This window comes from Streptomyces sp. NPDC054783 (assembly GCF_053611725.1).
This window is the reverse complement of sequence record NZ_JBSHAY010000008.1, coordinates 1-21,699: the sequence shown is the minus strand read 5'-3', so window position 1 is coordinate 21,699 and position 21,699 is coordinate 1. Positions and strand designations below refer to the sequence as shown.

Below are 21,699 nucleotides of genomic sequence, written 5' to 3'. Positions count from 1 at the left end.
TCGGGGCGGCGCGTGCGGCTCAGGACTGGAAGGGCCGGGCCGGCCAGGGTGCGTCGGCCGGGCGGAGTGCGTCGAGGCCGTCCCCGCCGCGCGCGGCCACCAGGGAGAGGACGCCGACGACCAGGCAGTTGTTGTGCACATCGCCGGCCAGGACGCGGCGCACCAGCTCCTCGACCGACACGCGCGCGTGCTCCATGTCGGTCTCCTCGTGCTCCGCCTCGAAGCGCTCGCCCTCGGCCTCGGACAGATCGCGGGCGAGGAAGATCCGTACGGCCTCGTCGCAGCCGCCGGGCGTGGTGTAGACGTCGGTCAGCACCCGCCAGTCCTCGGCCTTGACGTGCGCCTCCTCGTACAGCTCGCGCTGGGCGGCGTGCAGCGGGTTCTCGCCGGGCACGTCGAGCAGGCCGGCCGGGATCTCCCACAGCTTGTGCCGCACCGGGTGGCGGTACTGGTTGATCAGCAGCACCCGGTCCTCCTCGTCCAGGGCGAGGACGGCGACCGAACCGGGGTGGACCTGGTAGTCGCGGCGGGCCACCGAACCGTCGGGCATGACCACGTCGTCCGTGCGGACAGAGGTCTTGTTGCCCGTGAAGGGGGTCTCCGTCGCCCGGATCTCCCACTCCTCGGGGGTGTCCTTGATCGTCATGCCCTGTCCTTCCCCACAGCGCCGAGCGGCCGGGACGCGATCGTTCTGAATGCGCGCGCCCCGGCCACCGTACAACCCTTGTGTTACTTCGAGATCTTCTGAGCGTCGGCCGCCTGCTGACGCTCCACGGCCGCCTTCACCAGGCCGGCGAACAGCGGGTGCGGACGCGTCGGCCGCGAGCGCAGCTCGGGGTGGGCCTGCGTGGCGACGAGGTAGGGGTGGACGTCACGCGGGTACTCCACGTACTCCACGAGCTTGCCGTCCGGCGAGGTGCCCGGGAAGAGGATGCCGGCCTTCTTCTCCAGCTCCGCGCGGTAGGCGTTGTTGACCTCGTAGCGGTGACGGTGCCGCTCCTCGACGTACTCCTTGCCGTCGTACACCTCGCGCACGATCGAGCCATCGGCGAGCTTCGCCGGGTACATGCCGAGACGCATGGTGCCGCCCATGTCGCCCTCGCCGGCGACGATGTCCAGCTGCTCGGCCATGGTGGAGATGACCGGGTGACCGGTGGCCGGGTCGAACTCGGTGGAGTTGGCGTCCGGGATGTCGGCCAGGTTGCGCGCGGCCTCGATCACGATGCACTGCAGGCCCAGGCAGAGGCCCAGCAGCGGGATCCGGTTCTCGCGGGCGTAGCGGATCGCGCCGACCTTGCCCTGCACACCGCGGTCGCCGAAGCCGCCCGGGATGCAGATGCCGTCCACGTCGGACAGCTGGGCCTTGGCGCCGGCCGGGGTCTTGCAGTCGTCCGAGGTCACCCACTTGATCTTCACGCGGGCGCGGTTGGCGAAGCCGCCGGCGCGCAGCGCCTCGGTGACCGACAGATAGGCGTCGGGCAGGTCGATGTACTTGCCGACCAGTGCGAGGGTGATCTCGTGGTCGGGGTTGTGGACGCGGTCCAGCAGGTCGTCCCAGGTCGTCCAGTCGACGTCGCGGAACGGCAGGTCGAGCTTGCGCACGACGTAGGCGTCCAGGCCCTCGGCGTGCACGACCTTGGGGATGTCGTAGATCGAGCGGGCGTCGGGGCAGGCGACCACGGCGGCCTCGTCGACGTCGCACATCAGCGAGATCTTGCGCTTGATCGCGGTCGGGACCTCGCGGTCGCAGCGCAGCACGATCGCGTCGGGCTGGATACCGATGTTGCGCAGCGCGGCGACGGAGTGCTGGGTGGGCTTGGTCTTCAGCTCGCCGGAGGGCCCGATGTAGGGCAGGAGAGAAATATGAACCACGAAGACGTTGTCCCGGCCGACCTCGTGGCGGACCTGGCGGACGGTCTCCAGGAACGGCAGCGACTCGATGTCACCGACGGTGCCGCCGACCTCGGTGATGACGACGTCCACCTCGTCGGTGGCCATGCGCCGGATCCGGTGCTTGATCTCGTTGGTGATGTGCGGGATGACCTGCACCGTGTCGCCCAGGTACTCGCCGCGCCGCTCCTTGGCGATCACCGTCGAGTACACCTGGCCTGTAGTGACATTGGCGGTGCCGTCCAGGTCACGGTCGAGGAAGCGCTCGTAGTGTCCGATGTCCAGGTCCGTCTCGGCGCCGTCGTTCGTGACGAACACCTCACCGTGCTGGAAGGGGTTCATCGTGCCCGGGTCGACGTTCAGGTACGGGTCGAGCTTCTGCATCACGACGCGCAGGCCGCGGGCCTTGAGCAGCATGCCCAGGCTGGAGGCGGTGAGGCCCTTGCCGAGCGAGGAGGCGACACCCCCGGTGACGAAGATGTGCTTGGTCGTCGTAGATTTCGGCGGCATGGCCAAGAGGGGGCTCCCGTGGTCGCTGTCTGTGATGCGGTGCGGCTGCCGTCCCGGATGCCTCCGGGGGTGCCGTCGCTGCGGTTCGGGGGTTTCAGGCCCACCGGTCCACGGGCTACCAGGGTATCAGCGCCCGGAGCAGATGGCTTCCGGCCACGCTCCGCGCTCGCCCGGGTACGGGGCGGCTCCGTCACGCCGGAACAGGGCGGCTCCCCCGGCCCAGGACAGCGCAGGTCGCCACACCTGTCACCACAGGCACACACAGGTCACAGGGTTGTCACCCGCTGCTCACCCGTTCGGCCCACACGGGTTGCCCCGAGGGGCGCGCAGATCATCTACGTGCGTCGTATCCTGCTCGGACACTCGCTGCCGAGCCCGGCCGGAACGACGGCACACCCCCGCCACCATCACCCGGAACAACGTGAGCGCGGCAGTTCGTTGAGCAAAGACTGTCGTGTTGCCTCAGGGCTCGGCGGGCTGCTTTGCTTCACCGCTCAACGACGCATAACAACGACCCCTTGACCGCACTAGCGACAGCCCCCCTGCGCGGGGGCGACGTGGCCGTTCGACTGGAGTTGCACGTGGCCGGGCGCATCGAAGACTACGCACTCATCGGAGACATGCAGACCGCAGCCCTGGTCTGCCGGGATGGCACGGTGGACTGGCTGTGCCTGCCCCGCTTCGACTCGCATGCCATCTTCGCCGGCCTGCTGGGCACCGAGGAGCACGGCTTCTGGCGGCTCGGTCCGGCCCACGCGGCCGACTGCCCGCCGCCCACGGCCGCCCGGCGGAGCTACCGGGGCGACTCGCTGATCCTGGAGTCGGAGTGGGACACCCCGCGCGGCACGGTCCGCGTGACCGATTTCATGCCCCCGCGTGAGGGCGCGCCCCAGCTGATCCGGATCGTGGAGGGCGTCACCGGCCGGGTGCCTATGCGCTCGGCACTGCGGATGCGGTTCTCCTACGGCCGTGTCGTGCCCTGGGTGCACAAGCACGAGGGCCGTACGGTGGCGGTCGCCGGGCCGGACTCGGTGTGGTTCGACACCGAGGCCGAGACCTACGGGAAGTCGCTGACGACGTACGCCGACTTCACGGTCGCCCCGGGTGACCGGATCGCGTTCACCATCTCGTGGCAGCCCTCGCACAAGGAGCCCCCGGCGCTGCCGGAGCCGGAGGCCTCGCTGGAGGCGACGGAGGAGTTCTGGCACGAGTGGGTCGAGCACTGCACGTACCACGGGCCGTACCGCGAGGCGGTGGTCCGCTCCCTGATCACCCTGAAGGCCCTGACGTACGCCCCCACCGGCGGCATCGTCGCGGCCCCGACGACCTCTCTCCCGGAGGACATCGGCGGGGTCCGCAACTGGGACTACCGCTACACCTGGCTGCGCGACGCCGCGATCACCCTGTCCTCCCTGCTGCGCACCGGCTACCGCGAGGAGGCCCGCGCCTGGCGCGAGTGGCTGCTGCGCGCGGTCGCCGGCGACCCGGACAACCTGCAGATCATGTACGGCATCGCCGGTGAGCGCGAGCTGGGCGAGGCCGAGCTGGACTGGCTGCCGGGCTACGAGAACTCGGCCCCGGTCCGGGTGGGCAACGGCGCCGCGCACCAGCTCCAGCTGGACGTGTACGGCGAGGTCACCGAGGCCCTGCACCTGGCGCACATGACGGGCCTGGCCCGCAACGACTACGCGGCCCTGCTCCAGCTCAAGCTGATCCGCTACCTGGAGGACCACTGGCAGGAGCCGGACGAGGGCATCTGGGAGGTGCGCGGCCCGCGCCGGCACTTCGTGCACTCCAAGGTGATGGCCTGGGTCGCGGTGGACCGCACCATCAAGCTGATCGAGTCCGGTGACGCGGACGGCCCGCTGGAGCGCTGGAAGGAACTGCGCGACGACATCCACCGGGACGTCTGCGAGAAGGGCTACGACAAGGAGCGCAACACCTTCACGCAGTCCTACGGCTCCCAGGAGCTGGACGCCTCGCTGCTGCTGATCCCGCAGATGGGCTTCCTGCCGCCGGACGACAAGCGGGTGATCGGCACGATCGAGGCGATCCAGCGCGAGCTGTCCACCCCGGACGGGTTCATCCTGCGCTACCCGACGGAGGGCGCCCACGCGGGCGTCGACGGCCTGCCCGGCGACGAGGGCGCCTTCCTGGCGTGCTCGTTCTGGATGGCGGACGACCTGGCGATGATCGGCCGCGTCGACGAGGCGCGCAAGCTGTTCGAGAGGCTCCTCGCGCTGCGCAACGACCTCGGCCTGCTCGCCGAGGAGTGGGACCCGCGTCTGCAGCGCCAGGTGGGCAACTTCCCGCAGGCGTTCAGCCACGTGCCGTTGATCGACACGGCGCTGCGGCTGACGGCTTCGGGGGCGTACGGCGGCTGAGCCCGTCCGGTCACCGTCTCGGGCATGCTCGGCGGCGAGCTGACGTAACCCCGCGTCACGTGCGGCCAGTTGGGCCCCGCGCAGGGTCGTTCCACGCATGTCCGGGAGGTCGGCGGTCTGCTGCCGGGCGCACAGGTGACCTGGGCGTAGCCGGTGCTGCGGTCGACGTCCTTCAGCAGGTCGGTGACCTCCGGCCGGGGGGCCTCGCCGGCACGCCTAAGCTGTAACCGGACGAAACCCCTTTCCGGAAAGGGGGCGGCCATGGCTCCCCCTTCGAAGGCGCGCACGGCTCTCGCCGCGCTGCGGGAGGATCTGGCCGGGGAGGTGTTCGCCCCGGGGGACACGGGCTACGACGACGCCCGTACGGTCTTCAACGCGATGATCGACCGACGCCCGGCGGTGATCGCCCAGTGCTCGGACGCGACCGATGTCGTCCGGGCCGTGCGCTTCGCGCGGGACCTGGACCTGCACATCGCCGTCCGCGGCGGCGGGTACGGCCTGGCGGGGGCCCGGGTCGACGGCGCGCTGGCCGTGGATCTGCGCCGGATGCACGAGGTGACCGTCGACCCGGCGGGCGAGGCGGTCCGGGTCGAGGGCGGGACCACGACGAGCGACCTGGACCGTGCCACCCAGCCGTACGGCCTCGCGACCACCGGCGCCCGGGCCTCGGCCACCGGGGTCGCCGGGTACGTCCTGGGCGGCGGCACCGGCTGGCTGGACCGCGCCTTCGGGCTGGCCGCGGACAACCTCCTCGGCGTGGAGCTGGTGACCGCCGACGCCGAGCGGGTGCACGCCAACGCCGACGAGAACCCCGAGCTGTTCTGGGCGCTGCACGGCGGAGACGGCAACTTCGGCATCGCCACCGCGCTCACCCTGGAGCTGCACGAGCTGCCGGAGTTCTCGGTGGCGCTGCTGCTGGGCCTGCCGGAGTCCGGACCGGACGTGGTCCGTGCCTTCCGCGAGATCATCCGCACCGGTCCGGACGAGCTGGGCGGCACCGTGCTGTACCTGGCCGATCCGCCCGGGGAGTTCCCGCTCCTGTGCGGTGCCCTGCTGACGTACGTGGGCGGCGAGGCCGGCCTGCGCAAGCTCGCCGAGCCGCTGCTGGCGCTGCCGCACGAGACGGAGATCGTCGGCGCGCTGCCCTACGCGGACGTGCAGTGCATGCTGGACCCCCCGTCAGGCCTGCGGGGCGACTGGTCGGCCGAGTGCCTGACGGATCTGCCCGACGAGCTGGTGGACCTCTTCCACGCCCGCGCGGACCGCATGCCCGGATCGAACGGCAGCCGGCACGTGGTCTTCCCGCTGGGCGGCGCGATCGCCGCCGGACCCCGTGAGTACCCGGTGCCGTACCGGGACGCGTCCTGGCTGGTGCACCCCTTCGCCTGCTGGGCGGACCCGGCCGACGACGAGCGGGCGACGGCCTGGGTGCGGGACGCGTGCGCCGACGTGCGGCCGTGGAGCGCCGGTGCCGTCTGCCTGGGCCTCGTCGGCGACGAGGGCCCCGAGCGGGTACGGGCGGGCCTCGGCGCCGGGAACCTGCTGCGGCTGGAGAAGGTCAAGCGCCGCTACGACCCGGACAACGTCTTCCGCTTCAACCACAACATCAAGCCCGTCTGACGGGGAGCTGTCCCGAGGGCGTTTACGCAGGTAGCGTCCCGTGCATGGACAGCCGTACGGACAACCGATTCGACACCCAGGGCGCCGGGATCACCGTTCAGCGGGCGCTGGAACTGCCGGGGCTGCGCAGCGGGCTGCCGGAGATCCTGGCGGGTGCCGACCGGCTGGGCCGCACGGTGCGCTGGGTGCACGCGGGCGAGGTGCCCAACATCGCCTCGCTGCTCAAGGGCGGCGAACTGCTGCTCACCACCGGCTACGGCCTCGGCACCCGCCCGGCCGAGCAGCGGGCGTTCGTGCGCACCCTCGCCGAGCGCGGGATCGCCGCCCTGGTGGTGGAACTGGGCCCGCGGTTCAGCCGGCTGCCCGCGGCCCTGGTGGACACCGCCCGCGCCGCCGGTCTGCCGCTGGTCCAGCTGCACCGCGAGGTGCCGTTCGTGACGGTGACCGAGGAGATCCACACCGAGATCGTCAACGGCCACTACGCCCTGCTGCAGCGCGCCGAGGAGGTGCACCGGCGCTGCACCGAGGCGCTGCTGGGCGGCGGCGGGGTGCCGCAGGTGCTGGGCATCCTGGCGGACTTCAGCGGCAACCCGGTGTTCCTGGAGACGGCCGACGGCCGCCTGCTGTACGCCGCCGGGGAGGGGCCGGAGGGCGCGGACCCGCTGCAGGTGTGGGAGGGGCTGCGCGGGCCGCACAAGGACGCGCCGCCGCCCGCCGGTTCGGTGCTGGTGGACGTGCCCGGCGGCGGCCCCGGTACGGCGGGCTCGGTGCGCGCCCGCCTGGTCCTGCTGCCGGTCCGCGCACCGCTGGCCCCGGTGCACCGGATCGCCGCAGAACGGGCCGCGGGGATCCTGGCCGTGGTGCTGATGCAGGCCCGGCAGGAGGAGGAACTGGCGGCCCGTGGGCGCGGTGACTTCCTCACCGATCTCGCCGAGGGCCGCATCACCGCGGAGGACGCCCCGGCCCAGGCCCGGGTCCTCGGCTTCAAGCCCGGCGACAGCCCCCTGCTGCCCGTGGTGATGCGGATCGGGGACAGCCTCTCCCCCGGCGGTGGCTGGGCGGTGCTGGCGCGGGCGGTCTCCGAGGAGCTGGCCGCCGTGGGCGTGCCGGTGCTGCTGGGCGTACGGCCGGTGGAGGGCCGGGTGCTGGTGCTGCTCGGGCTGCGCTCGGAGTCGGAGCGCTCGGCGGTCGCCGACCGGGTGGCGGCGGCGCTCAGGGCGGGCGTGGAGCGGGCCGGGATGCGCCGGCCGGGCTCGCCGCCGCCGGTCGTGGTGGTCGGCGTGGCGGGCGGCTGGGCGGCCGCCTCGGCGGGGCTCAGGCACGCGGCGGAGACCGCGACCGCGGCCCAGGGCCTGACCGACCGGCCCTGGTACGACGCCCGCCGCCTCGACATCGACCTGCTGCTGTGGCGGCTGCGCGACCACCCCGACCTCGCCGCGTTCGTGGACCGGGCGATCGGTCCGCTGCGCGACCACGACAACCGGTCCAAGCCGCCGCTGCTGCCGACCCTGCAGACCTATCTGGCGCACGCCGGCCGCAAGGCGGAGACGGCGCGCGAGCTGCACCTCAACCGGCAGACCCTCTACAACCGGCTCGCCCGCATCGGGGAGTTGCTGGGCACCGACCTCGACGACCCGCAGACGGTACTGGCGTTGAGCCTGGCCCTGCGGGCCCGCAGACACGTGCCCTAGGCCAGCGGCCGGGGCTGCGTCAACTCGTCGTAGACGCTGAGCACTTGGGCGACCGTCTCGTCCTCGGTCGGCCAGCTCGCGGCCTGCCGCACCCCGCGCTCGCGCAGCTCCTCCCGGCGCTCCGGGTCCGCGAGGAGCCGTACGACGGTGGAGGCGAGCGTCTCCGGGGCGCCGTACGGGACGAGTTCGGCCGCGTCGCCGACGAGGTCGGGGATGCCGCCGACCCGGGTCGCGACGAGCGGTACGCGCGCGTGGAGGGCCTCCTGGGCGAGGACGGACCTCGACTCCCAACTGCTCGTCAGCAGCGCCAGATCGGCGGCGGCGAGCAGCTCGGGCACGTCCTCCCGGCTCCCGATGAGCCGCACCGGCAGTTCCTCGTCCTCGATCCGCCGCTGCAGCGCCGCCCGCAGCGGTCCCTCCCCGGCGATGACGACCAGCGGCAGGGGGTCGACGTCCCGCCAGGCGCGGGCCGCGTCGAGCAGGAGGTCGTAGCCGCGGTGCCGGTCGAGGGAGCCGACCGCGATGAGCAACGGGCGGCCGGTGGCGCCGAGTTCGGCCCGTACCTTGGGGCGCAGCCGGTCGGGGTCGTCGAGGACGACGGGCCGCCGCTGCCCCGGCAGGCCCACGGCGGCCAGCCGGGCGTCCCGCGCGCCGGTGCGCCGGGCCCGGTCCACCAGGTCGGAGCTGGTGCCGAGGACGACGGCCGCCGTCCGCACCACACGCCGCTCCAGCAGCCGCAGCAGATGCGCCCGGGGGCCCTCGGCCTGTGCCCGGTTGTGCCAGGTGACGACCAGCGGGGTGGGCCTGCCGCTGAGCGCGAGGACGGCCCGGAAGGAGGCGTGCAGCCCGTGCGCGTGCACCAGGTCGGCGTTGGCGCAGGCGGTCCGCAGCGCGGCCACCGAGACCGGGTCGCTGCAGCGCGGCACGTGCACGTGCTCGGCACCGGCGCCGGTGAAGTCGTAGGCGCGGTCGGCCTCGACGGGGGCGCACACCGTGACCCGTACGCCCCTCGCCACGAGCCCCTCGGCCAGCGAGCGCACATGCGCGCTGCTGCCGGCGTTGCCTCCGCCCAGCACCTGCACGGTGCGCAGCGGCGACTGGCCGTGCGGTGCGTTGCTGCTCAGGGGGCTCACGGGGCCGGGGCTCCAAGTTCGGCGTGGGCGGTCACGAGGAAACGTACAGAAGGTAGCGGGCTCACAGGGGCGGAAGGACGTACCCCGCGCGCCTCCCGCGCGGACCGTGTGCCCTCAAGCATGCCAGGGTGAACGGCCGTTACGGGAAATCCGGAGGGCGCACTGTGCGGCGGGCCGGGGCAATGCGCCGGAGCACGTCACCCACACGGGTGAGGGGAATCGCGGCACGGCCGAACGCCGTGTGTCCGCGTCCGGAGAGGTCAGACGCTCACAGCGCCCGCGCCCACGCGCTCACCCGGTCCCCGTGGACGGCGGCGGCCACGACCGCGACGGCGTGCGCGAGCACTCCCGCGCGCCGGTTGCCCGCCACGACGGCCGCCCCCAGCGCGGCACCGAGCGCATGCGCCCCCGTGTCCCCGATCATCACGCGCTCCCCGAGGTCGTCGGGCAGAACGGCCGCGGCGGCACCCATCGCGGCGGCCGCCAGCCCGGCCCCCGGCCCCTTCCGCAACAGCCCCGGCGCCCCGAGCGCGAGCACCGCACCGGCGGCCCGCCCCGGCCGTACGTCGACGAGGTTCACGAAGTGCGCGGCACCGGCGATCACCACCCCGGCGAGCACCTTGTCCAGCACCCGCTCCTTCATCACCGCCCCCGCGACCAGCCCCGCGGCCGAGATACCGAACAACTTCACGGCCCCGCTGGTGACTTCGCCGTCCCGCAACGCCCGCAGATGCGCCCGGAACCCCCGCCGCGCGTCCCCGGCGACATCGTCGTACGCCCCGCAGATCCCGGCGGCGAGCACGGCGGCCCCGGCAGCCGGACGCACCCGCCCCGCGGCCAGCGCCACCCCGGCCGCGGCGGCGGGACCGGCGTACAGCCCGACCGTGCGCCCTGCGTGGTTCTTCCGTTCCCAGCGCTCCCGCCCGCCGGGTGGACCGGTACGGAGCAGGGCCTGGCCGGCCCGGGTGAGCGCGGCGGACAGCAGGAAGGAGCGGGACTCTCGTTCGGCGATCATCCCGCCACCCTAGAACCCGTCTACAGGTCCGCCCGGGCCGTCGCCAGCAGTTCCTCGGCGTGGGCGCGGGCCGTCTCGGAGTCCTCCTGGCCGGCCAGCATGCGGGAGAGTTCGCGGATGCGCTCCTCGCCCTCCAGGACCTTGACGCCGGAGCGGGTGACCGAGCCGTCGTTGGTCTTCTCCACCAGCAGTTGCCGGTCGGCGAAGGCGGCCACCTGGGGCAGGTGGGTGACGACCACGACCTGGGCCGTCCTGGCGAGCTTGGCCAGGCGGCGGCCGATCTCGACCGCGGCCTTGCCGCCGACACCGGCGTCGACCTCGTCGAAGAGGTACGTCGGCACGGGGTCGGTGCCCGCGAACACGACCTCCACGGCGAGCATCACGCGGGACAGCTCACCGCCCGAGGCCCCCTTGGCGATGGGCCGCGGCGGGGCGCCCGGGTGCGGGGCGAGCAGCAGTTCGACCTCGTCCACGCCCGACGGCCCGTACGCGACCGTTCGCCCGCCGACCTCGACGCCCTCCGGGTCCTCGGTCTGCCGGATGGCGAAGGACACGCGCGCGTGGGGCATCGCCAGCGAGGCCAGCTCGGCCGTCACGGCGGCGGCGAACCGCTCGGCGGCCTCCGTCCGCGCGTCCGTCAACGCCTGTGCCAGGCCGCCCAGTTCGGCACGCAGCGCGTCCCGCTCGGCGGTCAGCTCGTCGGTCCGTTCGTCGTCGCCGTCCAGCTCGGTGAGCCGGGCGGCGCTCTGCTCGGCCCAGGTGAGGACGGCGTTCACGTCCTCGCCGTACTTGCGCGTCAGCGCGGTCAGCGCGGCCCGCCGCTCCTCCACGGCCGCCAGCCGCAGCGGGTCGGCGTCCAGGTCGTCGGCGTACCCCGCCAGTTCCCCGGCGACATCGCCGAGCAGGATCCCGATCTCCCCGATCCGGTCGGCGAGGGAGGCCAGCGCCGGGTCGTGCGAGCGCACGGCCTCCAGCGCCCGGTGGGCGCCCGCGACGAAGGTGGAGGCGTCGATCCCCTCGGGGTCCTCGGGATTGCCCGCCAGAGCGGCGTGCGCGGCCGTCGCGGCGGACGACAGCGCCTCGGCGTGCCCCAGCCGCTCCGCCTCCTCGGCCAGCTCGGCGTCCTCTCCGGCGCGCGGCTCGACGGCGGCGATCTCCTCCAGGCCGTACCGCAGCATGTCGGCTTCCTGCGCCCGCTCACGCGCGCGCGTGGTGATCTCCTCCAGCTCGGCGGAGACGGCCCGCAGCCGCCGGTAGGCCTCGGTGTACTTGGCGAGCGGTACGGCGACCGCGCCCCCGGCGTACCGGTCCAGCGCCTGCCGCTGCCGGGACAGTTTCAGCAACCCCTGCTGGTCGGTCTGCCCGTGCACGGCCACCAGGTCGTCGGCCAGCTCGGCGAGCAGCCCGACCGGCACCGAGCGCCCGCCCAGATGGGCCCGGGAACGCCCCTCGGCGGAAACGGTACGGCTGATCAGCAGGGCCCCGTCGTCCAGCTCGGCCCCGGCCTCCTCGGCGCGTACGACGGCGGCGGCGTCCGCGGGCACGGTGAGCCGCCCCTCCACGACCGCCTTCTCGGCGCCGATCCGCACGAGTGCCGGGTCCGCCCGCCCACCGAGCAGCAGCCCCAGGCTGGTGACCACCATGGTCTTGCCCGCACCCGTCTCACCGGTGACGGCGGTGAACCCCGGTGACAGCTCGACGACGGCATCGTCGATGACCCCGAGCGACCGTATCCGCATCTCCTCCAACACGGAACAGACCATACGAGGTCTGGGGTGCGGAGTGCACACGGCCCGCCTTTGTCACTCCGCCGAGTGGTGCGGCGCACCTCGCCATCCGGTCGTCGGCAGTGCAAACTTCGCAACCAGCCGATCCGTGAACGAAGAGTGATGGAGGCGAGCAAGCCGCACCGGCACCGCCCCCCGCCGTACCTCCACGCGCGCCCCCGGCGGCAGCTCGACCGTCCGCCGCCCGTCGCACCACAGCACGCCCGGCGGAATGTGCGGCAGCACCTCCACCGCGAGCACCGAATCCGGAGACGTGACCAGTGGCTTGGCGAACAGCGCGTGCGCGCTGATCGGCACCATCAGCAGCGCCTCCACCTCGGGCCACACCACGGGCCCGCCCGCGGAGAACGCGTACGCGGTGGATCCGGTGGGCGTCGACAGGACCACCCCGTCGCACCCGAACCCCGTCACCGGGCGCCCGTCGATCTCCAGCACGACTTCCAGCAGCTTCTCGGCGCCGGCCTTCTGCACGGCCGCCTCGTTCAGCGCCCAGTCGGTGTGCACGATGTCCCCGTTGCGGTGCACGACGACGTCGACGGTCATCCGTTCCTCGACCTCGTACGACCGCGCCACCACCCGGTCGACCACCCGGTCGAGGTCGTCGCGTTCGGCCTCCGCGAGGAATCCGACACGCCCCAGGTTGACGCCGAGCATCGGCACCCCGGACGCCCGGGCGAACTCCGCCCCGCGCAGCAGCGTGCCGTCGCCGCCGAGGACGATCAGCAGCTCGCACCCGTCGAGGCACTGCGGAGTCGCCTCCTTGACCAGCTGCACCTCGCCCGGGAGCGGCAGGTCGCACGCCTCCTCCTCCAGCACCCGCACCCCGATGCCATGCCGCAGCAGGCCCTTGACGACGAGTTCCGCACTGCGGATCGCCGCGGGCCGCCCGGTGTGGGCGAGCAGGAAAACAGTACGCGCCAGGTTCTGTGTCAACGCGGCCCCTCCGCCACTGCACGGTCTACGTCGGCCGGGTCCACCTGGGGTGCGCCCGCCCGCAGCCAGAGAAAGTACTCGACGTTCCCCGAGGGGCCGGGCAGCGGACTGGCGGTGACTCCCTGCACCCCGAGCCCCAGCTCCCAGGCCTTCTCGGCCACTCCCCGCACGGCCTCCGCCCGCAAGAGCGGACTCCGTACGACACCCCCGCTGCCGAGCCGCTCCTTGCCGACCTCGAACTGCGGCTTGACCATCATCACCAGATCGGCGTCCGGCTTCACGCACCGCTTCAGGGCCGGCAGCACCAGCCCGAGCGGAATGAAGGAAAGATCGCCCACGACAAGATCCACAGGTTCTCCATCGATCGCCTCGAGCGTCAACTCGCGTACGTTCGTACGGTCCTTGACGGTGACGCGTTCATCGTTCTGGAGAGACCAGGCGAGCTGTCCGTATCCGACGTCCACCGCGACGACGTGCGCGGCGCCCGCGCGCAGCAGGACGTCGGTGAAGCCACCGGTGGACGCGCCGGCGTCCAGCGCGCGCCGGCCCTCGGCCACGAGCCCCTGCGGAACGAAGACCTCGAGCGCGCCGGCGAGCTTGTGCCCGCCGCGGGAGACGTAGTCCGGGTCGCCGGCGTCGGCCTGGACGACGATCGCGGCCGCGGTCTCGACCTGGGTGGCCGGCTTGGTCGCCACGGTCTTGCCGACGGTGACCCGCCCGGCGGCGATCAGCTGGCCGGCGTGCTCGCGCGAGCGCGCGAGCTTACGGCGGACCAGCTCCGCGTCCAGACGGCGGCGTGCGACTCCTGCCACGTTCGGTTCAGCTCCTGTGTCGGTACGCCGGTGAAGGCGCCTTCGGGTACGGCGGTGAGGGCGCCGGAGGTCCCGGGCGGGCGTCGAGCGCGGTGAGCGCGTCGCGCAGCCCTCGGTGTACATCCTCGTACACCTCGATGTGGCCGTCGGTGGCGAGGTGCTCGGCGTCGGCCAGCCGTTCCAGTTGGGCGTCGACCTCGGCGTTGCCGGTGGGGGTGCGCGGGACGTTCAGGGGGGCGGGCGCGGCGGGGTCGTAAGCCTGAAGTGCCTCCGCCGCCTCCTGCACCGAATCCTGCGGGATCTCCGTCTCCGGAACCGAGTCGCTCATGCCCCGACGCTACCGCGAACCGCTGGGGTACCGTCGTGGGCGATGGCCACGATCGAGGAGTGCCGCGCCGCACTGGGCAAGCTTTCGGACAACATGCAGGGCGCCGAGGGCGACGTGCGCGCGGCCGCCGCCCTGGACCGCTCGGTGAGCTGTCACATCACCGACCTGGACGTCACCTTCGCCGGCCGGATGACCGGCGGGCGGATCGAGGTGGACGAGACGCACCCCGGCCCGCCACGCGAGAAGGCACAGATCAGGCTCGCCATGGCCGGGGACGACCTGGTGGCTCTGGTGGCCGGTGAGCTGAACTTCGCGACCGCCTGGGGCAAGGGCCGGGTGCGGCTGGAGGCGAGCCTGCTGGATCTGTTCCGGCTCAGGAAGCTGCTGTGATCCGCTCGGCACGTGCCTTCCGGGCTGCCGGTACCACCAGGGGCGTCCCGGTCTCCGGGTCGTCGATGACCTGACAGCGCAGCCCGAACACCTGCTCCACCAGCTCGGCGGTGACGATGTCCTTCGGGGCGCCCTCGGCGATCACCCGGCCGTCGCGCAGTGCGATGAGGTGGGTGGCGTATCGGGCGGCGTGGTTGAGGTCGTGCAGGACGGCGACCAGGGTCCGGCCCTGGGTCTCGTGCAGCTCGGCGCACAGGTCGAGGACGTCGATCTGGTGCTGGATGTCCAGGTAGGTGGTCGGCTCGTCCAGGAGCAGCAGCGGGGTCTGCTGGGCGAGCGCCATGGCGATCCACACCCGCTGCCGCTGCCCGCCGGACAGCTCGTCGACGTACCTCTCGGCCAGCTCGGCGACCCCCGTCCGCCACATCGACTCCTGGACGACCCGCTCGTCCTGCGCCGACCACTGGCGCAGCAGACCCTGGTGGGGGTAGCGGCCCCGGCCGACGAGGTCGGCGACGGTGATGCCGTCGGGCGCGATGGACGACTGCGGCAGCAGACCGAGCGTCCGGGCGACCGTCTTCGCGGGCATCGACTGGATGACCTGCCCGTCGAGCAGCACCCGGCCCCCGCTCGGCCTGAGCATCCGTGACAGGGCCCGCAGGAGCGTCGACTTGCCGCACGCGTTCGGGCCGACGATCACCGTGAAGGAGTTGTCCGGGATCTTCACCGACAGCTGTTCGGCGATGACGCGCTGGTCGTAGGCGAGGGTGACGTTCTCGGCGGACAGGCGGTTCACGGTGCTCCTCTTGCTGTCTGACTCGGGGGTGGCGCTCATATCCGGCCCGCCCTGCGCTCGGTGACCAGCAGCCACAGCAGATAGGCGCCGCCGAGGACGCCGGTGACGACGCCGACGGGCAGCTGGTCGGCGCCGAAGGCGCGCTGTGAGGCCCAGTCGGCGGCGACCAGCAGGGCGGCGCCCATGCAGAGGGAGGGGACGAGGTTCGGGCCCGGCGAGCGGGTCAGGCGCCGGGCCAGCTGGGGCGCGGTGAGGGCGACGAAGCTGACGGGTCCGGCGGCGGCCGTGGCGGCGGCGGTGAGCAGAACCGCGGAGACCATCAGTACCAGCCGGACGCGCTGCACGCGCACTCCGAGGGCGTTCGCGACGTCGTCGCCCATCTCCAGCATCCGCAGGCCGCGCGCATGGACGAGGACCAGCGGGACGAGCACGGCGCACAGGGCGAGCAGCGGCCAGACCTGGTCCCAGTCCCGGCCGCCCAGGGAGCCGGTCATCCACACGACCGCGCGGGCCGCGTCGACCAGGTCGGCCTTGGTGAGCAGATAACCGTTGACCGCGGTGGCGATCGCGGAGACGCCGATGCCGACCAGGACGAGCCGGTATCCGTGCACGCCCTGCTTCCAGGCGAGCAGATGGATGGCGAGTCCGGTCACCAGGCCGCCGATCAGCGCGCCGGCGGTGACCTGCGTGGTCGTGCCGGACAGCAGCACGATGACGACCAGCGCGCCGGCCGTCGAGCCCTGGGAGAGGCCCAGCACGTCCGGGCTGCCGAGCGGGTTGCGCGAGACGGACTGGAACAGCGCGCCGCCGAGCCCCAGCGAGCCGCCGACCAGCAGGCCGACCAGGACACGGGGCAGCCGCAGCTCGCCCACGATGAAGTCCTGGTAGGCGTTGCCGTTCCCGGCGAGGGTCCTGAGCACGTCGGCCGCCGGGATCTTCGCGTCGCCGGTGCCGATCAGCGCGACGCCCGCGGCACAGGCGGCGGCCAGCAGCAGGACGACGACGAGCAGGGCCCGCAGGTCCAGGCGCAGGGAGAGCCCGCCGGGGGTGCGTACGGCCCGGTTCGTGGATCGGGTCTTCACAGCTGGGCCGTCCTCCGCCGTCGTACGAGAATGATGAAGACCGGGCCGCCGATGATCGCGGTGACGATGCCGACCTGGAGTTCCGAGGGGCGGGCCACGACCCGGCCGACGACGTCGGCGCCGAGCAGCAGCACGGGCGACAGGACGGTGACGTACGGCAGGATCCAGCGCAGGTCGGGGCCGGCGAAGGAGCGCACGGCGTGCGGCACCATCAGGCCGACGAACACGATCGGGCCACAGGCGGCGGTCGCGGCACCGCACAGGACGGTGGCGGCCAGCATGGCCAGGGCGCGGGTGCGGCCCAGGTCGGCGCCGAGGGCGCGGGCGGTGTCGTCGCCCAGCGCGACCGCGTTCAGCGGCCGGGCCAGCGCGAGCGCGAGGACCATGCCGGCCGCGAGGAACGGCAGCACCTCCAGGATGGTCGAGTCGGTGGCCGAGGCCAGCGAACCCACCGTCCAGAAGCGCATCCTGCCCAGCGCCGCGTCGTCCAGGATCATCGCGGCCTGGAGATAGCCGTACAGGGCGGCGCTGACCGCCGTACCGGCGAGGGCCAGCCGCACCGGGGTGGCGCCCCGGCTGCCGCCGAGGAACCACACCAGCGCACCGACCGCCGCCGCCCCGAGGAAGGCGAACCACACGTAGCCGGTGAGGCTGGTGACGCCGAAACAGGTGATGGCCGTGACGACGGCGGCCGAGGCGCCCGCGTTGATGCCGAGCAGCCCGGGGTCGGCCAGCGGGTTGCGGGTGAGTGCCTGGAGGACCGCGCCCGCCAGGCCGAGCCCGGCACCGGCCAGCAGGCCCAGGAGCGTGCGCGCGATCCGCTCGTGCACGACGACGTCGCCGTAGGTCCCCGTGTCGTGGAACAGGCCGTGCCAGACCTGGTCCGGAGACAGTGCTCTCGCGCCGATCGCAATGCTCGCCAGAGCGACGAGCACCAGGATCAGGACGGAGAGCAGGAGCCCAAGGGCCCTTGCCGCCCGGCGGGTTGGGGGCGCGGGGGCGGTCTCCGCGCGCTGTTCCGGAGGACTGTCGACCAACACGAGGTTAGGTTAGCCTACCCTCGCCACCGACCTCGATCCCCGGGGTGCGGATGCGTCACAGTCCGAGACGCGCCAGCGCCTTCCCCCCGTCCAGCTCGCAGGAGCCGTCGCCCGCCGCCGTCCAGGCCGCCGCACACAGCGCCCGCAGCCCGTCCAGCGGCTCCCCGTCGCCCTCCAGCTCCAGCCGGTCCGCCTTGGCCGTCGCCGTGAACCCGCCGCACCGGAACCCGTCCGCGAGCGCGGTGACCACCGGCTGCCCGGTGAGCAGCCCGCGCAGATCGGCGTCCACATACGTCGGCCGGTGCTGCGGCGGCGCCGCGAGCAACCGGGCGCCGTCGGTGACACCGGTCAGCACCAGCAGCGAGTCGACCCCGCCGTTGAACGCGCCCTCGATGTCCGTGTCCAGCCGGTCCCCGACCACCAGCGGCCGCTTGGCGCCGGTCCGGATGATCGTCTCCCGGTGCATCGGCGGCAGCGGCTTGCCCGCCACCTGCGGCTCCTTGCCCGTCGCGATCCGTACGACCTCCACGGCCGCCCCGTTGCCCGGCGCGATGCCCCGCCCGCTGGGAATCGTCAGGTCGGTGTTGGACGCGAACCACGGCACCCCGCGCGCCACCGCGTACGACGCCTCGGCGAACCGCCCCCAGGTCAGATCCGGCCCGCCGTACCCCTGCACGACCGCCGCCGGATCGTCGTCCGCCGACTCCACCGGAGTCAGCCCGCGCTCGCGCAGCGCCACCCGCAGTCCCTCGCCGCCGATCACCAGCACCCGCGCCCCGGCCGGCACCTGCTCGCTGATCAGCCGCGCGACCGCCTGCGCTGAGGTGATGACATCACCGGCGCCCGTCGGTATGCCCAGCTCCGTCAGATGCTCGGCCACCGTGTCCGGGGTCCGCAGCGCGTTGTTGGTGACGTACGCCAGATGCATCCCACCCGAACGGGCCACGGCCAGCGAGTCGACCGCGTGCGCGATCGCGTTCCCACCCGCGTACACCACCCCGTCCAGATCGAGCAGCGCCGTGTCGTACGCCTCGCTCAGGGGCTGCCCACTGCCCGCGGGGCTCGTCCTGACCACCTGGCTCATTCCACATCGCTCCTCGTTCGACCGTCTTTCCCCGATCATCCCGCACCCGCTGACACACGTACGATGCCGGGATGAACACTGCAGGTCACTCGGAAGCAACGGCGCGCCGGGGCCTGGAACTCACCCCGTTCCGCGGCCTTCGCTACGACCCCGACCGGGTCGGCAGCCTCGCCTCCGTCACCTCCCCGCCGTACGACGTCGTCGTACGCCCCGACGGGGTGCACCACCTCCAGTCCGCCGACCCGCACAACATCGTCCGGCTGATCCTGCCCGAGGCAGGCACCCCGACCGCCCGCACCGAACAGGCGGCCGACACCCTGCGCCGCTGGCTGGACGAGGGCATCCTCACCGCGGACCCCGAGCCCGGCCTGTACGTCTACGAGCAGCGGGACGAGAGCGGCATGCTCCAGCGCGGCGTCATCGGCGCGCTGCGCGTCTCGGAGCCGGCCGAGGGCGTGGTGCTGCCGCACGAGGACGTCATGCCGCCCGTGGTCGCCGACCGCGCGGCCCTGATGCGCGCCACACGCGCGAACCTGGAGCCGTTGCTGCTGACCTACCGCGGCGACGGCACGGCGGCGGCCGAGGTCGTCGAGCGCACGGCGGAGAAACCCCCGCTGCTGGACACGACCACCGAGGACGGCTTCCACCACCGCCTCTGGTCCGTCACCGACCCCGCCGACCTGGCCCGCATCCAGTCCGACCTCGCACACCAGCAGGCCCTGATCGCCGACGGCCACCACCGCTGGGCCACCTACCTGCGACTGCGCGCCGAGCACCCCTCCCCCAGCCCCTGGGACCACGGCCTGGTCCTCCTCGTCGACACCGCCCGCTACCCGTTGCGCGTCCGCGCCATCCACCGCCTGCTGCACCGCCTGCCGGTCGCGGACGCACTCGCGGCCGTGGAGGGCCTGTTCCGGGTACGGCGCCTCGACACGCCGCTCGACGAGGCGCTGGAGACCCTGGCGGACGCGTCCTGCGCGGGCAACGCCTTCCTGCTGGCCGGCGACGGCGCCTTCCACCTACTGGACCGCCCGGACCCGGACCTGCTGGCCCGGACGATCCCGACCGACCGCCCGGCGGCCTGGCGCTCGCTGGACGCCACGGTCCTGCACGCCACTCTCCTCGACCACGTCTGGCACATCCCCGAGGATTCCCCGGCCCACATCGCGTACATCCACGACACGGCCGCGACGGTCGCCAAGGCGGAACGCGACGGCGGTACGGCCGTCCTGATGCACCCCGTCCGCGAGGAGGTCGTACGCGACCTGGCCCGCCAGGGTGTGACGATGCCCCGCAAGTCGACGTCGTTCGGCCCGAAGCCGGCGTCAGGGCTGGTGCTGCGGGCGCTGGAGATCTGAGTACCCGGAACGCGAAAGGGGGCAGGTTCCACGGGAACCTGCCCCCTTTTCAGTGACTGTCCTTCGGCGGCTGCCTTTCAGCGACTGCCGTCAGCCCTGGTCGCCGTCCTCCTGCGACGGCTTCTCCGGCTCACCCTCGCTCTCGTCCAGAGCGTCGACGAACTCCACGCCGTCCAGCTCGGCGAGCCGGTCGGAGGCGTCCGTGCTGCCGTCCCGGTCGGCCTCCACGGCCTTCGCGAACCACTCGCGCGCCTCGCCCTCGCGACCGGCCGCCAGCAGGGCGTCGGCGTACGCGTAGCGCAGGCGCGCCGTCCACGGCTGGAGCGAATTGGACGCCAGCTCCGGGCTCTGCAGGGTCACGATGGCCGCGTCCAGCTGACCCATGTCACGCCGCGCACCGGCCGCGACGAGCCGCATCTCGACCTGACCGGCCTTGTCCAGCTTGTGCACCTCCGGGGCACCGGCCATGTCCAGCGCCTTCTCCGGCCGCCCGAGCCCACGCTCGCAGTCGGCCATCACCGGCCACAGGTCCACGTTCCCGGTCATCCGCCGCGCGGCCCGGAACTCGGCGAGGGCCTCGCCGTACTTCTGGTTGGCGTACGCCGCGAACCCGCCCGCCTCGCGTACGGCGGCCACGCGGGACGCCAGACGCAGCGCCACCTTCGAGTAGGCGTAGGCGCCCTCGGGGTCCTCGTCGATGAGCCGGGCCACCATCACCAGGTTCTTGGCGACGTCCTCCGCGAGCGTCTTGGGCAGGCTCTGGAGCTCCTGCCGGACGTCCGTGTCGATCTCGTCACCGGTGACGTCCTCGGGGATCGGCAGCCGCTTGATCGGCTCGCGGTCGCGGTCACGCTCGTCACGGAAGCGGCCACCGCCCCGGCGGTCGTCCCGTCGGTCGTCACGCCGGTCGTCACGGCCCCGGAAACCACCGGGGCGGCCACCGCGGTCATCCCGACGGGGCCCACGGCCGCCACGGTCGTCCCGGTCACGGAACCCACCGCGCTCGCCCCGGTCGTCACGGCGGTCGTCGCGGCGGTCGCCACCCCGGTCGTCGCGCCGGTGGTCGTCGCGGCGGAAGCCGCCGCGGTCGCCGCGGTCACCACGGTGGTCGTCGCGGCGGCCGTAGCCGCCACGGTCGTCGTCGCGGCGGAAGGACGGACGGTCGCCGCCCCGGTCGTCACGGCGGAACCCACGGTCGTCACGGCGGTCATCACGACGGTCGTCACGGCGGTCGTCCCGACGCGGCCCACGGTCCCGGTCGTCCCGCTGGAACGCCGGACGCGAACCCCGGTCACCCTCACGCCGATCGTCCCTACGGCCATAACCGCCACGGTCGTCCCGACCACGGAACCCACCGCGCTCGCCCCGGTCATCACGGCGATCGTCGCGGCGGTCGCCACCCCGGTCGTCGCGCCGGTGGTCGCCACCCCGGTCGTCGCGCCGGTGGTCGTCGCGCCGGTCGTCGCGGCGGAAGCCGCCGCGGTCACCACGGTCACCACGGTCACCCCGGTGGTCGTCCCGCCGGCCGTAACCGCCACGGTCGTTGTCGCGGCGGAAGCCGCCACGGTCGCCCCGGTAGCCACCGCGGTCACCACGGTCACCACTGTCCCGTCGCCGCTGGTCGCGCTCCGGTCGCTCGTCGGGAGAGTTGGTGGACATGGTGACTCCTGTCTTCGGTACCGCAAGCATTGTAAAAACGAAAGGACCCCTGGTCCCAGCTGAACGCTGGTGACCAGGGGTCCTCCCCAAAGATTGTTCGGCGGTGTCCTACTCTCCCACAGGGTCCCCCCTGCAGTACCATCGGCGCTGTGAGGCTTAGCTTCCGGGTTCGGAATGTAACCGGGCG

The 21,699-nt window shown here is 73.1% G+C and carries 18 protein-coding genes and 1 rRNA gene; 5 read left to right on the top strand and 14 right to left on the bottom strand.

Annotated elements, in window-relative coordinates; all coding sequences use genetic code 11:
• Positions 1–19: 19 nt before the first annotated feature.
• Both ACWGJ5_RS16315 and ACWGJ5_RS16310 read right to left on the bottom strand, forming a co-directional pair.
• Positions 20–646, bottom strand: a complete 627-nt coding sequence (locus ACWGJ5_RS16315; protein WP_453310388.1) for an NUDIX domain-containing protein — start codon at positions 644–646, stop codon at positions 20–22.
• Between the two features lie 83 nt (positions 647–729).
• The gene (locus ACWGJ5_RS16310; protein WP_453310387.1) at positions 730–2,400 is read right to left on the bottom strand and encodes a CTP synthase; all 1,671 of its coding nucleotides are present in this window, start codon (positions 2,398–2,400) and stop codon (positions 730–732) included.
• A 581-nt stretch (positions 2,401–2,981) separates the two neighbouring features.
• Between ACWGJ5_RS16310 and ACWGJ5_RS16305 the strand changes: the two genes are divergently transcribed.
• The 3 genes from ACWGJ5_RS16305 to ACWGJ5_RS16295 all read left to right on the top strand — a co-directional run bounded on the left by ACWGJ5_RS16305 (position 2,982) and on the right by ACWGJ5_RS16295 (position 8,095).
• Positions 2,982–4,784 carry a glycoside hydrolase family 15 protein gene (locus ACWGJ5_RS16305; RefSeq protein WP_453310601.1) on the top strand — a complete coding sequence of 601 codons (1,803 nt, stop codon included), beginning with the start codon at positions 2,982–2,984 and terminating at the stop codon, positions 4,782–4,784.
• 261 nt (positions 4,785–5,045) lie between these two features.
• On the top strand, positions 5,046–6,404 hold the full coding sequence (locus ACWGJ5_RS16300; RefSeq protein WP_453310386.1) for an FAD-binding oxidoreductase: 1,359 nt from the start codon (positions 5,046–5,048) through the stop codon (positions 6,402–6,404).
• 44 nt (positions 6,405–6,448) lie between these two features.
• Entirely contained in the window at positions 6,449–8,095 is a 1,647-nt protein-coding gene (locus tag ACWGJ5_RS16295; protein ID WP_453310385.1) for a PucR family transcriptional regulator, read from the top strand.
• On the opposite strand, the gene ACWGJ5_RS16290 is transcribed toward ACWGJ5_RS16295, so the two are convergent.
• The 6 genes from ACWGJ5_RS16290 to ACWGJ5_RS16265 all read right to left on the bottom strand — a co-directional run bounded on the left by ACWGJ5_RS16290 (position 8,092) and on the right by ACWGJ5_RS16265 (position 14,103).
• Positions 8,092–9,228: a glycosyltransferase family 4 protein gene (locus ACWGJ5_RS16290; RefSeq protein ID WP_453310384.1), complete on the bottom strand. Its 1,137-nt coding sequence runs from the start codon at positions 9,226–9,228 to the stop codon at positions 8,092–8,094. The genes ACWGJ5_RS16295 and ACWGJ5_RS16290 overlap by 4 nt on opposite strands.
• A 268-nt stretch (positions 9,229–9,496) precedes the next feature.
• The gene (locus ACWGJ5_RS16285) at positions 9,497–10,243 is read right to left on the bottom strand and encodes a hypothetical protein (RefSeq protein WP_453310383.1); all 747 of its coding nucleotides are present in this window, start codon (positions 10,241–10,243) and stop codon (positions 9,497–9,499) included.
• 20 nt (positions 10,244–10,263) lie between these two features.
• The gene (gene recN, locus ACWGJ5_RS16280; RefSeq protein WP_453310382.1) at positions 10,264–12,006 is read right to left on the bottom strand and encodes a DNA repair protein RecN; all 1,743 of its coding nucleotides are present in this window, start codon (positions 12,004–12,006) and stop codon (positions 10,264–10,266) included.
• Between the two features lie 39 nt (positions 12,007–12,045).
• A complete protein-coding gene (locus ACWGJ5_RS16275; protein ID WP_228618403.1) occupies positions 12,046–12,963 on the bottom strand; it encodes an NAD kinase in 918 nt (305 codons plus the stop codon).
• Entirely contained in the window at positions 12,960–13,775 is an 816-nt protein-coding gene (locus ACWGJ5_RS16270; protein ID WP_453310381.1) for a TlyA family RNA methyltransferase, read from the bottom strand. The genes ACWGJ5_RS16275 and ACWGJ5_RS16270 overlap by 4 nt, the downstream gene beginning before the upstream one ends.
• A 7-nt stretch (positions 13,776–13,782) precedes the next feature.
• Positions 13,783–14,103 (bottom strand): hypothetical protein, encoded by a 321-nt coding sequence (locus ACWGJ5_RS16265; protein ID WP_453310380.1) that lies wholly within the window; start codon positions 14,101–14,103, stop codon positions 13,783–13,785.
• A 42-nt stretch (positions 14,104–14,145) separates the two neighbouring features.
• Between ACWGJ5_RS16265 and ACWGJ5_RS16260 the strand changes: the two genes are divergently transcribed.
• Complete coding sequence (locus tag ACWGJ5_RS16260) at positions 14,146–14,493, top strand: sterol-binding protein (protein WP_453310379.1); 348 nt, start codon at positions 14,146–14,148, stop codon at positions 14,491–14,493.
• Here the strand turns inward: ACWGJ5_RS16260 and ACWGJ5_RS16255 are convergent.
• From ACWGJ5_RS16255 to ACWGJ5_RS16240, 4 genes are read right to left on the bottom strand one after another with little or no spacing between them, the layout of a single operon-like run.
• Positions 14,477–15,328 carry an ABC transporter ATP-binding protein gene (locus ACWGJ5_RS16255; protein ID WP_453310378.1) on the bottom strand — a complete coding sequence of 284 codons (852 nt, stop codon included), beginning with the start codon at positions 15,326–15,328 and terminating at the stop codon, positions 14,477–14,479. The genes ACWGJ5_RS16260 and ACWGJ5_RS16255 overlap by 17 nt on opposite strands.
• Positions 15,325–16,371: a FecCD family ABC transporter permease gene (locus tag ACWGJ5_RS16250; protein WP_453310377.1), complete on the bottom strand. Its 1,047-nt coding sequence runs from the start codon at positions 16,369–16,371 to the stop codon at positions 15,325–15,327. Before ACWGJ5_RS16250 ends, ACWGJ5_RS16255 begins: the two co-directional genes overlap by 4 nt.
• The gene (locus ACWGJ5_RS16245) at positions 16,368–17,411 is read right to left on the bottom strand and encodes a FecCD family ABC transporter permease (protein ID WP_453310376.1); all 1,044 of its coding nucleotides are present in this window, start codon (positions 17,409–17,411) and stop codon (positions 16,368–16,370) included. Before ACWGJ5_RS16245 ends, ACWGJ5_RS16250 begins: the two co-directional genes overlap by 4 nt.
• Before the next feature lie 55 nt (positions 17,412–17,466).
• Positions 17,467–18,495: an HAD-IIA family hydrolase gene (locus ACWGJ5_RS16240; protein ID WP_453310375.1), complete on the bottom strand. Its 1,029-nt coding sequence runs from the start codon at positions 18,493–18,495 to the stop codon at positions 17,467–17,469.
• 71 nt (positions 18,496–18,566) lie between these two features.
• On the opposite strand from ACWGJ5_RS16240, the gene ACWGJ5_RS16235 reads away from it, so the two are divergent.
• Positions 18,567–19,853 carry a DUF1015 domain-containing protein gene (locus tag ACWGJ5_RS16235; RefSeq protein WP_453310374.1) on the top strand — a complete coding sequence of 429 codons (1,287 nt, stop codon included), beginning with the start codon at positions 18,567–18,569 and terminating at the stop codon, positions 19,851–19,853.
• Positions 19,854–19,943: 90 nt separating this feature from the next.
• On the opposite strand, the gene ACWGJ5_RS16230 is transcribed toward ACWGJ5_RS16235, so the two are convergent.
• Positions 19,944–20,675: a hypothetical protein gene (locus ACWGJ5_RS16230; RefSeq protein ID WP_453310600.1), complete on the bottom strand. Its 732-nt coding sequence runs from the start codon at positions 20,673–20,675 to the stop codon at positions 19,944–19,946.
• Positions 20,676–21,607: 932 nt separating this feature from the next.
• Positions 21,608–21,699, bottom strand: a 5S ribosomal RNA gene (gene rrf, locus ACWGJ5_RS16225); the annotation flags it as partial.